This is a genomic window from Mediterraneibacter sp. ICN-202921 (assembly GCF_037890075.1).
In the GTDB taxonomy this organism is placed as follows: Bacteria; Bacillota; Clostridia; order Lachnospirales; family Lachnospiraceae; genus Mediterraneibacter; species Mediterraneibacter massiliensis.
In genome coordinates, this window is sequence record NZ_JBBKBE010000016.1 from 1 (window position 1) to 12,600 (window position 12,600).

19 protein-coding genes are annotated in these 12,600 nt (G+C 46.5%); all 19 read left to right on the top strand.

The genetic code is table 11. The features are described 5' to 3' along the window. The first annotated feature begins 129 nt into the window (after positions 1-129). The 19 genes from WKT01_RS11065 (at position 130) to WKT01_RS11155 (ending at position 12,524) form a co-directional block, all read left to right on the top strand. Entirely contained in the window at positions 130-360 is a 231-nt protein-coding gene (locus WKT01_RS11065; RefSeq protein WP_340312351.1) for a PC4/YdbC family ssDNA-binding protein, read from the top strand. Between the two features lies 1 nt (position 361). Beyond that, a complete protein-coding gene (locus WKT01_RS11070; protein ID WP_340312352.1) occupies positions 362-808 on the top strand; it encodes a hypothetical protein in 447 nt (148 codons plus the stop codon). Then, positions 808-1,989: a DUF2800 domain-containing protein gene (locus tag WKT01_RS11075; RefSeq protein ID WP_340312353.1), complete on the top strand. Its 1,182-nt coding sequence runs from the start codon at positions 808-810 to the stop codon at positions 1,987-1,989. The genes WKT01_RS11070 and WKT01_RS11075 overlap by 1 nt, the downstream gene beginning before the upstream one ends. Before the next feature lie 7 nt (positions 1,990-1,996). Next, complete coding sequence (locus WKT01_RS11080; RefSeq protein ID WP_340312416.1) at positions 1,997-2,620, top strand: DUF2815 family protein; 624 nt, start codon at positions 1,997-1,999, stop codon at positions 2,618-2,620. Positions 2,621-2,671: 51 nt separating this feature from the next. Continuing rightward, positions 2,672-4,651 carry a DNA polymerase gene (locus WKT01_RS11085; RefSeq protein ID WP_340312355.1) on the top strand — a complete coding sequence of 660 codons (1,980 nt, stop codon included), beginning with the start codon at positions 2,672-2,674 and terminating at the stop codon, positions 4,649-4,651. An 11-nt stretch (positions 4,652-4,662) separates the two neighbouring features. Further along, the gene (locus WKT01_RS11090) at positions 4,663-7,062 is read left to right on the top strand and encodes a virulence-associated E family protein (protein WP_340312357.1); all 2,400 of its coding nucleotides are present in this window, start codon (positions 4,663-4,665) and stop codon (positions 7,060-7,062) included. A gap of 272 nt (positions 7,063-7,334) precedes the next feature. Next, complete coding sequence (locus WKT01_RS11095; protein ID WP_340312359.1) at positions 7,335-7,652, top strand: VRR-NUC domain-containing protein; 318 nt, start codon at positions 7,335-7,337, stop codon at positions 7,650-7,652. A gap of 12 nt (positions 7,653-7,664) precedes the next feature. Then, positions 7,665-9,050 (top strand): DEAD/DEAH box helicase, encoded by a 1,386-nt coding sequence (locus tag WKT01_RS11100; RefSeq protein ID WP_340312360.1) that lies wholly within the window; start codon positions 7,665-7,667, stop codon positions 9,048-9,050. Continuing rightward, entirely contained in the window at positions 9,047-9,232 is a 186-nt protein-coding gene (locus WKT01_RS11105) for a hypothetical protein (RefSeq protein WP_340312361.1), read from the top strand. Before WKT01_RS11100 ends, WKT01_RS11105 begins: the two co-directional genes overlap by 4 nt. Positions 9,233-9,238: 6 nt before the next feature. Then, complete coding sequence (locus WKT01_RS11110) at positions 9,239-9,484, top strand: hypothetical protein (RefSeq protein WP_340312362.1); 246 nt, start codon at positions 9,239-9,241, stop codon at positions 9,482-9,484. An 8-nt stretch (positions 9,485-9,492) separates the two neighbouring features. Then, positions 9,493-9,840 carry a hypothetical protein gene (locus WKT01_RS11115; protein ID WP_340312364.1) on the top strand — a complete coding sequence of 116 codons (348 nt, stop codon included), beginning with the start codon at positions 9,493-9,495 and terminating at the stop codon, positions 9,838-9,840. Positions 9,841-9,875: 35 nt separating this feature from the next. Beyond that, positions 9,876-10,196, top strand: a complete 321-nt coding sequence (locus WKT01_RS11120) for a hypothetical protein (RefSeq protein WP_340312366.1) — start codon at positions 9,876-9,878, stop codon at positions 10,194-10,196. Between the two features lie 2 nt (positions 10,197-10,198). Next, positions 10,199-10,444 (top strand): hypothetical protein, encoded by a 246-nt coding sequence (locus tag WKT01_RS11125; RefSeq protein ID WP_117975381.1) that lies wholly within the window; start codon positions 10,199-10,201, stop codon positions 10,442-10,444. Position 10,445: 1 nt separating this feature from the next. Beyond that, positions 10,446-10,817, top strand: coding sequence for a hypothetical protein (locus WKT01_RS11130; RefSeq protein ID WP_267303976.1), 372 nt, complete (start codon positions 10,446-10,448; stop codon positions 10,815-10,817). Then, positions 10,817-11,272 carry a DUF551 domain-containing protein gene (locus tag WKT01_RS11135; RefSeq protein WP_267303977.1) on the top strand — a complete coding sequence of 152 codons (456 nt, stop codon included), beginning with the start codon at positions 10,817-10,819 and terminating at the stop codon, positions 11,270-11,272. The genes WKT01_RS11130 and WKT01_RS11135 overlap by 1 nt, the downstream gene beginning before the upstream one ends. Before the next feature lie 19 nt (positions 11,273-11,291). Continuing rightward, positions 11,292-11,615, top strand: a complete 324-nt coding sequence (locus WKT01_RS11140) for a hypothetical protein (protein ID WP_340312369.1) — start codon at positions 11,292-11,294, stop codon at positions 11,613-11,615. Between the two features lie 18 nt (positions 11,616-11,633). Then, positions 11,634-11,888 carry a hypothetical protein gene (locus tag WKT01_RS11145; RefSeq protein WP_267303979.1) on the top strand — a complete coding sequence of 85 codons (255 nt, stop codon included), beginning with the start codon at positions 11,634-11,636 and terminating at the stop codon, positions 11,886-11,888. Further along, positions 11,885-12,124, top strand: coding sequence for a hypothetical protein (locus WKT01_RS11150; RefSeq protein WP_340312370.1), 240 nt, complete (start codon positions 11,885-11,887; stop codon positions 12,122-12,124). Before WKT01_RS11145 ends, WKT01_RS11150 begins: the two co-directional genes overlap by 4 nt. After that, positions 12,087-12,524 (top strand): hypothetical protein, encoded by a 438-nt coding sequence (locus WKT01_RS11155; protein WP_340312371.1) that lies wholly within the window; start codon positions 12,087-12,089, stop codon positions 12,522-12,524. Before WKT01_RS11150 ends, WKT01_RS11155 begins: the two co-directional genes overlap by 38 nt. Positions 12,525-12,600 lie beyond the last annotated feature (76 nt).

Consider the following 12,600-nt stretch of genomic DNA (forward strand, 5'->3'; position numbering starts at 1 on the left):
TAGCAAATGTACCCCGATCGGCGAGGGCGATCACATCTGTGAAGAGAACCCCACGTTGGTAGTACTGGAAGATTACCTGCCGGCGGAAGATTTCTTTTGGTGCGGTGGGAAATATTGGGAGGACAAACAATGAAGCCTAGTTTTGAAATTAAACATAACTTACTAACCCTGCCCAAAGAAAGAGAGACAGATGTGTATCATAAAGAATTAAATCTAATCAGCTGGTACGGGAAAGAAGAAAAACTGGATATACGGGGATGGTCTGACGACCATGAAAAAATGACTAAGGGAATCAGCCTCACAGAGGATGAATTCATAAAGATCGCCCATGCAGGGCTTGAAAAATTAGGAGGTAAATAAGATGGCACAGATCACAATAGTGTACAAAGATTTTGAAGAAATGAAAGCAGTGGCAAGAGAGATCCTAAAAGGAACAGACGCACAACCCAAAACTTTTGCGGCAGAGACACCAGATCCGAAAGAGAGTAGCCAGGCATATGGGCGGCAGACGGCATCACTTTCTTCGAATACTAATGTAGGAGTAGCTCCGGTACAGACTACTCCCGTCCAGAACCTACAGGCTCCGGTTACATCGGCAGTTCCTGTGCAGACTGCAGTCCCGACCAAGCAGCATGAGTATACAATGGACGATCTTGCAAGGGCCGCGATGACGGTGATGGATAAGGGGGGAATGGCAGATCTGCAGCAGCTTCTGGCGGGATATGGATGTGAATCTCTCCAACAGCTGCCGAAAGAGCAGTATGGAAACTTTGCAACGGCACTTCGGGGAATGGGGGCACAGATCTGATGGGGCATGAAGAAAGGGCACATGCACTGTTAAGTGCATCCAGTGCGCACAGATGGCTTTTATGTACACCAAGCGCAAAGCTGGAGGAGCAGTTTCCAGATACTACTTCGGAAGCCGCAAAAGAAGGTACTCTGGCGCATGAATTGGCTGAAATGAGAGTGCGGAATTACTTTGATCCCGGAGATGTTTCCAAGAGAAAGCTAACTTTCGCCATTAAAAGGATGAAAGAAGATACATTGTGGCAGGACGAAATGATGAGACATACGGATACCTATCTCGACTACATAAGAGATACAGCGGTTGGGCTTCCTGCAATGCCCTCTTTTCGTATCGAGCACAGAGTTGATTTTAGCGAGTATGTTCCGGAAGGTTTTGGGACGGCAGATTTACTCCTGATCCAGGGGGATCTGCTGCAGGTGATCGATTTCAAATACGGAAAAGGCGTCCCAGTGTCCGCAGAGGAAAATCCACAGATGATGCTGTATGCATTAGGAGCGTATGGATCTTATAAAGTACTTTATCCGATCAGGCGGATCAAGCTCTCCATCGTACAGCCAAGGATAGACAACATTTCTGAATGGACATGTACGATTGGCGACTTGCTTAAGTTTGGAGACTATGTCATAGAAAGGGCGGCGCTTGCTTTTGCGGGGGAAGGGGACTTTTCTCCAGGAGAAAAGCAGTGTAGGTTCTGCCGTGCGAAACATAAGTGCCGGGCCCGGGCAGAGGAAAATGTCCGTTTGGCGTTCAACCCTGATAAGGGAAAACTTCCGCCCCTCATTGGTAATGAGGAAGTAGGAAAGTACTTATCCCTGGGAGAGGACGTAAACAAATGGTTAGGTGATTTAAAAGAGTATGCCTTAAAAGAGTGTCTGGCCGGGAGAGAGGTACCAGGATGGAAAGCTGTAGAGGGCAGAGGTGTCAGGGAATGGACTGATATGGAGGCTGCCTTTGAGAAAATCACAAGATCAGGAGTGACAGAGGAGGCCCTGCTGTGGGAAAAGAAACCCCTTACACTGGCACAGGTAGAAAAACTGGTAGGAAAGAAAGACTTTCAGGATGTTGTTGGTGAATTTGTCATAAAAACACCGGGAAAACCGGCTCTTGTAAAGGAATCGGATAAAAGAGAAGCAATCACAAATAAAGTATCTGCCGCAGAGGCATTCAAGGAGGAAAAGTAAGATGGGAATTGGAGAAGCAACGAACGTAACTACGGGAAAAGCAAGATTAAGCTATGTACATTTATTTAAACCCTATGCCGCCGCGCAGGGGCAGGAAGAAAAATACAGCGTGACAGTATTGGTGCCAAAGTCTGATATGGATACCATGGCACGTATCAATGCGGCAATCGAAGCGGCGAAACAGAAAGGAACGGCCGAAAAGTGGAATGGCGTGTGCCCACCGATCGTGCCGACGCCAGTGTATGACGGCGACGGCGTACGCCCAAGTGACGGCATGCCATTTGGGGAAGAATGTAAAGGACACTGGGTGTTCACTGCAAGCGCGAAGGCAGACTATCCACCGGAAGTTGTGGATAAGATGGGGAATCCGATCATCAACCAATCAGAGGTGTACAGCGGCATGTACGGGAGGGTGAACGTGAATTTCTTCCCGTATGCGTTTGGGGGTAAGAAAGGGATCGGTTGTGGTCTGGGTCCGGTGCAGAAACTGGAAGACGGAGAGACCTTGAGCGGAGGGCGTGTGTCTGCGGCGCAAGCGTTCGGAACGCCCCAGCCGGCTGCAGCGCCAGCTGCTCCCGCATATGGAAATGCAGGAGGACAGATCAATCCGATTACCGGAATGCCAATGTAACAAGAGCAGGGAGCCTTGTGGCTCCCATCTATTTAAGAGGAGAAGATACGGATGAGGCATCATCTTTCGATAGATATAGAAACAAAAAGCAGTGTAGATATACAAAAGGCGGGGATGTACAAGTATGCACAGTCACCGGATTTCGGAATCTTATTATTCGCATATAAATGGGACGATGAACAAGTGGAACTGGTAGATCTTACTGCCGGTGAGCAGATCCCAGACTGGGTTCTGGATGAATTGGTCGATCCGGATACGATAAAGCATGCCTATAATGCGGCGTTTGAATGGTACTGTTTGAACCGTGCCGGATATGAGACCCCTCTTTCACAGTGGAGGTGCACAATGATCCATGGATTATACTGTGGGTACACTGCGGGTCTGGACGCAACTGGGCGTGCAATCGGGCTACCGCAGGATAAACGGAAACTGACAACAGGAAAAGCGCTTATCCGGTATTTTTGTGTCCCCTGTAAACCTACAAAGACAAATGGAAACCGGGTATGGAACTTACCGAAACATGCGCCGGAAAAATGGGTCCTTTTCAAAGAGTATTGTAAGCAGGATGTAGTAACGGAGCATGAGATCTTGAGAAGACTGGAACAGTATCCAGTTCCGGAAGAGGAAGAATTGTTATGGCAGATGGACATCCGGATGAATGCATTTGGCGTCCGGGTAGACGAAGAACTGATTGACGGCGCACTGTCCATCGATGAAATTTGTACAGAAAAACTGACAAACGAGGCAGCCGGGATCACAGGATTGGCAAATCCCAACAGCCCGGCGCAGTTAAAAACGTGGATTGAAAAAGAAATTTCTGGAGAAATTCCGGGGCTGACAAAGGAGAATGTAACAGAGCTGTTAGCTCGAAATGATATATCGGATGAAGTGAGAAGAGTGCTGCGGATACGCCAGCAGCTGGGAAAGACTTCCATCAAGAAATATGTGGCCATGAAGACCGCAGAAGGGGAAGGCGAGCGAGTACGGGGGCTGACACAGTTCTATGGCGCCAACCGGACCGGGAGATGGGCAGGACGTTTGGTGCAAATGCAGAATCTTCCGAGAAACTATCTAAAGACACTGGACGAGGCAAGAAAGCTGGTAAAGGCGAAAAATTATGAAGGCGTCCGTCTTATATATGGAAATGTTCCGGATACGCTTTCCCAGCTGATACGGACAGCTTTCATTCCATCAATGAATCACAAATTTGTGGTCACAGATTTCTCTGCGATCGAAGCGCGGGTGATCGCCTGGCTGGCAGGAGAGCAGTGGGTGAATGAGGTGTTTGCAACACATGGAAAGATTTATGAGGCCACAGCGTCCCAGATGTTCCATGTGCCGATCGAAAAGATCATAAAAGGGAACCCTGAATACAGCCTGCGGCAGAAAGGAAAGGTCGCGACCCTTGCATTGGGATACCAGGGCGGACCTAACGCACTGATCGCAATGGGAGCCCTGAACATGGGACTGACGGAGGAAGAACTTCCGGATATCGTTCAGAGATGGAGAAATGCTAATCCACGGATCCGGGATCTGTGGTATGCGGTGGAGGAAGCGTCGATCCAGACAATGATCACAGCACAGCCGCATGCGATCTATGGATTGATCTTTGCATTGGAAAGTGACCTTGTATATGGACAGCATTTCCTTACTGTACGGCTGCCGAGTGGACGGAAACTGTTTTATCCGAAACCATTTCTGGAGGAGAATCAGTTCGGAAAAGTGGCGATCCATTACTATACAGTGGGACAGCAGACGAGAAAATGGGAGGTTACATCCACTTATGGTGGGAAAATGACGGAGAATATCGTACAGGCCATAGCAAGAGACTGTCTTGCAGAAACCTTGCGGCGGATCGAGAAAAAAGGACTGCAGGTGGTATTCCACGTGCATGATGAGGTGATCATAGATGCACCAATGGGTGTGACAGTGGACGAGATCTGTGATCTGATGGCGGAGCCTATATCATGGGCACCGGGATTGATCTTAAAAGGCGCAGGCTTCGAAAGCCGATATTATATGAAAGATTAGAGGGATGACGGATGCAGCACAACAAGAAATTACACATCAGTACCGCAGGGACGAGAAAGACAAAACACTGGCCGGAATCAGAAGTGCTATGGTCTGAATTTGTGGACCGGGTGAAAAACCCTGTACGCAGTGCAGAGACAATGGAGGAATATCTGGCATACCCAAAGCACCAACAGGATGGGCTGAAAGATGTAGGCGGTTTTGTGGGAGGTACGTTTGAGAATAATATCCGGAAGGCGGCTTATGTGAAGGGGCGTGACCTGTTGACACTGGATCTGGATAATATTCCAGCCGGTGGCGCAGGGGATGTTGTGAGAAGGGTGTCCGGCTTGGGATGCGCCGCAGTAGTCTACAGTACAAGAAAACATGCCGGATATGCTCCCAGGCTTCGTGTGATCGTTCCTCTGGATAAAACTGCGACTGTGGACGAATATGAACCGGCTGCGAGGAAACTTGCGGCCCTGGTCGGGATGGAGTTCTGTGACCCGACTACATTTGATGCGGCGAGATTGATGTACTGGCCAAGCTGTTGTAAGGACGGGGAATATATATATGAAGTATTTGATCATCCGTTTTGTAGTCTGGACGGACTTCTGCGGATGTATGGGGATTGGACGGATATTTCACAGTGGCCGCAGGTGCCGGGAACAGCCGCGACCGAAAAGAGGAGGCTTGCGAAACAGGAGGATCCTACTACTAAGAGGGGGATCATCGGGGCGTTCTGCCGGACATATACAATTTCGCAGGCTATGGAAAAATTTATCCCGGGAATGTACGAGCCTACAGACGTGGAAGGCCGTTACACCTATACAGGTGGTTCTACGGTAGGTGGTGCGGTTGTCTATGACGGGGATCTGTTTCTGTATTCTCATCATGCAACGGATCCGTGCTCTGGGCTGCTTGTTAATGCTTTTGACCTTGTGCGTCTGCATATGTATGGGGATAAGGATCAGGAAGCAAAAGACGGGACCCCGGTAAATAAGCTGCCTTCTTTTACGGCCATGAGCCATTTGGCGGTTGAGGATAAGGAAGTTTCTGACCTGCTGGCAAAAGAGAAGATGGAACAAGCAAGGCAGGCATTTCAGGAAGAAGGGGGACAACCTGTACCGGAGGATGATCTGTCCTGGATATCCCGGCTCACACACGACGGAAACGGAAAGATTGAAAAGACGATCAATAATGCGGTGATCATCTTACAGAATGACCCGCTTTTAAAGGGAAAGATCGTGACGGATGAGTTTGCAAGCTGCGGCTTGATCCTGGGAAAAATTCCGTGGAGTAAGGACACGGAAAAACGGAGATGGAAGGATGAGGATGACGCAGGTTTCTATAATTATATGGAATTGTTTTATGGGATTACAGGCAGGGAAAAACTGGACAATGCCCTTCTGATCGTGAGCAGCCAGAACCGTATCAACGATGTAAAGGAGTACCTGAAATCCTTAAAATGGGACGGGCAGAAACGTCTGGATACACTTTTGAGCGTATATCTGGGCGCCGAGGATAATGGATATACAAGAGCGGTCATGCGGAAATCTTTATGCGCGGCAGTCGCGCGTGCCGTGACTGGCGGAGTGAAATATGATTACATGCCGATCTTTACAGGGCCGCAGGGGATCGGAAAGAGTACGTTCCTGCGGATCTTGGGGAAGGACTGGTTTTCAGATTCCCTGACAAGTTTTGAAGGGAAAGAAGCGGCAGAGCTTATACAGGGAACCTGGATCAACGAGGTAGGGGAACTGACGGCCATGACAAAGCAGGAGACGAATGCCGTCAAGCAGTTTTTAAGCAAGACAGATGATATTTATCGCGCCGCATATGGGCGCAGAACGAATAAATATCCCCGGCGGTGCGTATTTTTTGGGACTAGCAATGAAGAGGAATTTTTAAAGGATATGACCGGGAACAGAAGGTTCTGGCCAGTGGATGTAGGTGTGCATCCGGCAAAGAGATCTGTATGGCAGGAGTTGCCGGCAGAAGTGGATCAAATATGGGCGGAGGCATATACATACTGGATGTTAGGAGAGCCTCTATACATGTCAAAGGAAGAAGAACAGCTGGCAGAAGAGATGCAGGAAAGCCATAGAGAGGCGTCGGGGAAAGAGGGGTTGATACGTGAATTCCTGGACAGGCTGATCCCTCCAAACTGGGACTCTTTAAGCCTGTCGCAACGCAGGCAGTACTTCGCTGGAGGACTCCATCTACCGGAGGGGACAGATCTGACGGTACGGGATAAGGTGTGCGCCGTCGAAATATGGACGGAATGTTTTAACGGGGATGTGAAGCATTTAAAAAAAACGGATAGTATGGAGATCAATAGTATTTTGGCCTCCATGAAAGGATGGAAACGGAATAAAAGCATGAGACGGTATGGCCCGCATGGGGCGCAAAAAGGTTTCGAAAGGGTGTAAACCAAGTACGTAAACCTTTTAAGATAGTTGGTTTACGGACAAAAAAATCGGGTGTAAACCATGTAAACGATAAATCTTTAAAAGTTTACATACTTAGTTTACAGAGAAACCCCGTAAAATCAAAGGTTTTCTATTATATGTAAACCATGTAAACCAACTTTCTATAGTAAAGAAAAAATATATAAATTAGATATAGGGGGCACGTACCTAACACGCCTAATACGGGTACATATACGCGCGCGAGAGAGAGTTTACGGAGAAGAGGAGCAGATATGAGAGAAAAAGAGATCGAAAAAATCTTAACGGCAGAAATAAGAGAGCTGGGAGGCAGGACGTATAAATGGGTGAGTCCGGGAAATGCAGGGGTGCCTGACCGGATCGTGTTTCTTCCTGGCATACACCCGGTGTTCGTGGAACTGAAAACGGATAAAGGCCAACTTACGGAGCTACAAAAGATACAGATCAACAGGCTAAAGAAACTAGGGCAGGATGTAAGAGTCGTGTATGGGATAGACGGGCTGAGCCAATTTTTCCAGGACATGGGTTATGAGGAGGTCAGTAAAGCGTTGGATTGCCGGTATGAACTGTAGGAGGAGAGAAGGATGATATTTAAGCCACACGGGTACCAGGCGTACTGCATCAGCAAGATCATGGAGATTAAAAAGATCGGATTGTTCCTGGATATGGGACTTGGGAAGACAGTTACAACACTGACTGCAATCCGGGAGTTGAAGTACAATCAGTTCCAGGTCAGAAAGGTCCTGGTGATCGCGCCGAAGAAGGTGGCAGAGGGTACCTGGACAAAAGAAAAAGATAAATGGGATCACACGAAGATCCTGAGAGTGTCCCCGGTACTGGGAAGTCAGGCAAAACGGATCCGGGCATTAAATACGCCGGCGGATATTTATATCATCAACCGGGAGAATGTCTGCTGGTTGGTGGATTATTACCGGAACAGTTGGCCGTTTGACATGGTGGTGATCGATGAGTCGAGCAGCTTTAAAAGCCACAAGGCAAAAAGGTTTAAATCTCTGTCAAGTGTGGGACCGCATATCGACCGCATTGTGGAGCTGACTGGCACGCCTTCCCCAAACGGTCTGGAGGACTTATGGGCGCAGGTGTACCTTCTGGATGGAGGGGAGCGTCTGGGACGCAGATATACACAGTTTCGGGAACGATATTTTGATCCGGGGGACAGAGGCAGAGATGTGGTATACAACTACAAGGCAAAACCGGGAACGGAAGAAAGCATCCTGCAGAAAATCTCAGACATCTGCATCTCCATGAAGGCAGAAGATTATCTGCAGCTTCCGGAAGTTACCTACCATGAGATCCCGGTGGTGCTGGATGATAAATCGAGAAAGGCCTATGCTGATCTGGAACGGAAGATGGTGTTGGAACTTCCGGAGGATGAAGAAGAGATCAGTGTGACCAGCGCTGCTGCACTTAGCAATAAGCTTCTGCAGCTTGGTAATGGGGCCATTTACGACGAGGACCGGGATTACCATGAGGTACATAACTGCAAGATCGAGGCATTCATGGAGCTGATCGAGTCCCTTCAGGGAAAGCCGGCACTGGTATTTTATAATTTTCAGCATGACAGGATCCGGTTGTTGAGAGCGTTGGAAAAGTCAAAGCTGCGGATCCGGGAACTGAAAACCCCACAGGACGAGGATGATTGGAATGCAGGCAGGATCGACATCCTTTTGACACATCCGGCCAGCAGTGCCTATGGGCTAAACCTGCAACAGGGTGGAAACCACGTGGTCTGGTTTGGCCTTACCTGGAATTATGAGTTGTATACACAGGCGAACAAAAGGCTGCACAGGCAGGGCCAGAAGGAGAGGGTGATCATACACCATCTTGTCTGCACAGATACAAGAGATGAGGATGTTATGCAGGCACTGGAAAAAAAGGATGATGTGCAGAACTGGGTAATGAAGAGCTTGAAGGCAAGGATTAAAGCAATCAGGGAGAAACAGATATGACGGATAAGTTGAAAAAAAAGAAACTTACAGACTATTGGGAATGGAACCATCCAGTAATCTGTCCGGGGTGTGGAAAAGAGATCAGACCGGATGATGACATGAGCAAAGTGGAGTATGTGAGAACAAAGAGAAAAACAGAGATATTTTTTCATACCGCGTGTATGGATAAGGTGTGGAGGTGAGGATGTATGTTTACGGGAGTAGATATCGATCAGGCTATTAAATACTGGAAAAAAGGTAAAGAGGTCATTGTGATCGATCGGACGATACGATCACAGTCGGGCGGGTACGAAACATATTCATTGGAGTCGCTGTTCCAGAACTTGGAGCTATTAGTCGATGTACCGGCAGTAGAAAGACCAGAGTTTAACCAGGAAGTTATGGGGATGATCCAAAACAGCGTATCGGATCGGGAAGGAAAAGGGGAAAACTAATCCCCCCAGTGAGGCCGGAGTCGGAGACGGTTCCGGCCAGAAAGAAGAGAAATGGTAACCAGGAGAAGGCGCGGGACATGGCCGCAAGAGGAATGAAAGCACCGGAAATTGCTAAGGAGCTGGGGCTTAAATATAACACAGTATATTATTACCTGCACCCAGAAAAATGCAGCAGGAAAAAGACAAAAGCAGTAAAGCCGGATGAAAAGATAGCCACCGGTTGGAACGCTGATCGGCATGCCTGCAAGAGCTGCCAATATCGGGCTGAAAAGAAGGGTTGTGATTATTATCTTATCACAGACAAAGAGCGTGGCTGTGATCCGGCGGACTGTGACAAGTACGTTGAAGGGAAATAGGATAAACAAGAGAAAACAAACGAAGGGAGAAAGCCATGAGTTGGGCAGAAAAAGAACTAAAAAGGGCTAAGCTGAAAAAGAAGATTGATGAAGTTATGAAAAGCCCTGAGTACAAGAAAAGAGAGCAGGAACAGAATCTGCGGGTATTTTTGATCTACTGTATCATTTCTGTAGATTACCTGTACAGACAGGAAAAGTACGGTACGAAACGGATAAAGAGATTTTTAGATTTTGTAAAACAGCAAATGAAGTACATATCCGAAGATGAAGAATATGATTTTAAGTTGCTGAATGATGAACTGGAAAAGGAGACAGGTGTAAACGTAATGAAATATATGGGTTTTGGGGAGGACTGACAATGAAAATCACAATTGAAATTCCAGAGGAAGAGATAAAGGATAGACTGTTAGATGTAATAGCACGGCAATATTACGGGGATTACTCATCGGACAGAAATAATGTAAATAGAGTTACAGCGGAATGCGTGCGGCGGGTAATTTACGAGGATAAAGATCGGATTACAGACCGCATCGTTTCACAAGCAAGCAGTCACTTAAAAAACGTGGCATTCAAGAAAATGATGGAAAAAATGACGGAGGACTGACATGCAGGAAAAGAAGATGGACGAAAAGAAAGTTAGAGAAGCAATAGAAGAATTAAAAGATGATATCAATATTTATGAATTCATGATTAGAGATAATAAAGGCTTTACATCACTATGCGTTAAATTAAAAGCAAAAATAGAAAAACTAAAAACTGCAATCGAAGCACTGGAAAAGCAGTTGCCGAAGGAATACGAGATTAAGGACAGGACTCCATATTGTCTTAGTGAAATAGAAGGCTTTGAAATGGATGATAGTGATGATAATTACGAGTGTCCTTATTGCAGAAGTAATTTTGCGCATCAAAGAGAAGTTGTGGCCGTATATAACTCTCATCCGGTTTCAAAGAATGAGAATATTTTGGAGGTGGAGTGATGAACGTATTAGAGAAGATTTTGGAAGAGATTGAAGAAGAGATTAGGGACAGCATTCCATTTTCAGAACAGCGAGCAGATGGATTACGAAAAGCGAGAGATATTATCCGCAAGCATATGGACGACCTATCTCGTGAAAATAGCCAAGAAAACGCGAGATTACCACGAGATAATGATGGTTGGATTCCGGTAGAAGAGAGATTACCAGAACCAAGCTGCGATGTATTAGTACAATGGGAGAAATACGAAAGATATACTGACACAATATATACATACATGGATAAAATGTGGTTTGACAGTATGGACGAAAATGGAAATGCAATTTTTGAAACGATAGGGGGAACACCAAACGGTAAAATTATCGCCTGGCAGCCACTTCCAGAGCCATACCGACCGGAGAAAGAAAAGTCGTCATGCAAGGAACGCATTATGAGCAGATTTATGAAAGTAGAGTAGGAGAGGGCGGTGCAGAGTAATGGGCTGGAACACAGGATACCGAATAATGGAGCAAACAGTAATCGAGGTGTATAATGCCGGAATATTGACCCCCAATTTACTAGAGAAGTTAATGGAACCTTACAAACATACGGATTGTGATAGCGGAGGCTCGCGTGATTTAAAAGCAAATGACGGGCTTGGAGTAGAAGAAATTATATACAAAGTCATGGAGCCAGAGAAGTATAAGGACGTAATCAAAAACCCGAAATACTACGAAGGTGAACCTGAAAGATGGGAAAGCAACGAAAAAGCTTATGAACTTTTTTATTCTATCTGGAATGGAAAATGGGGGATATTCTAAGAAAGGCGGTGTGGAGGAATGACAGATACAGAAAGAGAGATAAAACGACTGATAAGCTATATTAGGTCGTGTCGAGTAGCAAATATAGACTGTACAGTAACAATAGACAAAAATCTGACACATGGTATCTTGAATGCCCTCGAAGAAATTCAGAAGTATCGGGAAATTGGCACCGTGGAAGAATGCCGGGAGGCGATGGAAAAAGTAGATTATGACGATTACGAACACTGCCCGAAATGCGGACAGGTAATAGATTGGAGTGAGAAAAAATGAAAACCAGAAAAGAAACACACATAGAAAGCCAGGAACATTACAACAGCATGGCGGAACATCCGCCGGATCCACATGCATCGGAGTGGTTTAAACGTCCTGCAGGGGTGCGAGGACTTATACGGCAGCAGGCAGAGCAGATCGAGCATAAGACAGTGGCGGAGTACATAGCAGAGAAGTACAAGATGGGGAGCGTTGCGGATGAACAAAAAAAGACTGCGAGAAATGACCTGGGATGATTACGGCATATCAAAAAACAGATATGATGAGTTAAAAGCGTTCTGCCTGCAATACGAAGAAAAGAAAGCAAAGATACATAGAGGGATTACCAGCGGGACAAATGACGGGATGCCGAAAAGCAATTACAAACATAACCAACTGGAAAACAATGCTATACGGAATGTAACGTACCAAAAGGACTGTGAAATGATTGAACAGGCAGCAGTTGCGGCATCGGAAGAGCTATATCCATACATAATAAAAAGCGTGACAAACGACCTATCTTACAGGTTCATCGAATACGATGAGTACATAGGAAGGATACCAGTAGGAATCAATGAATTCTATGCATATAGGCGACTTTTCTATTATTATCTGGATCAATTAAAAATTGGTGACAAAATCGACCTACTTCTGTGATATTATGGTAACATGATATAACGAAGGGAAATAAGGAGCACGCGGCAGCAGGCAATAAGCAGGCTGCCGTTATTTA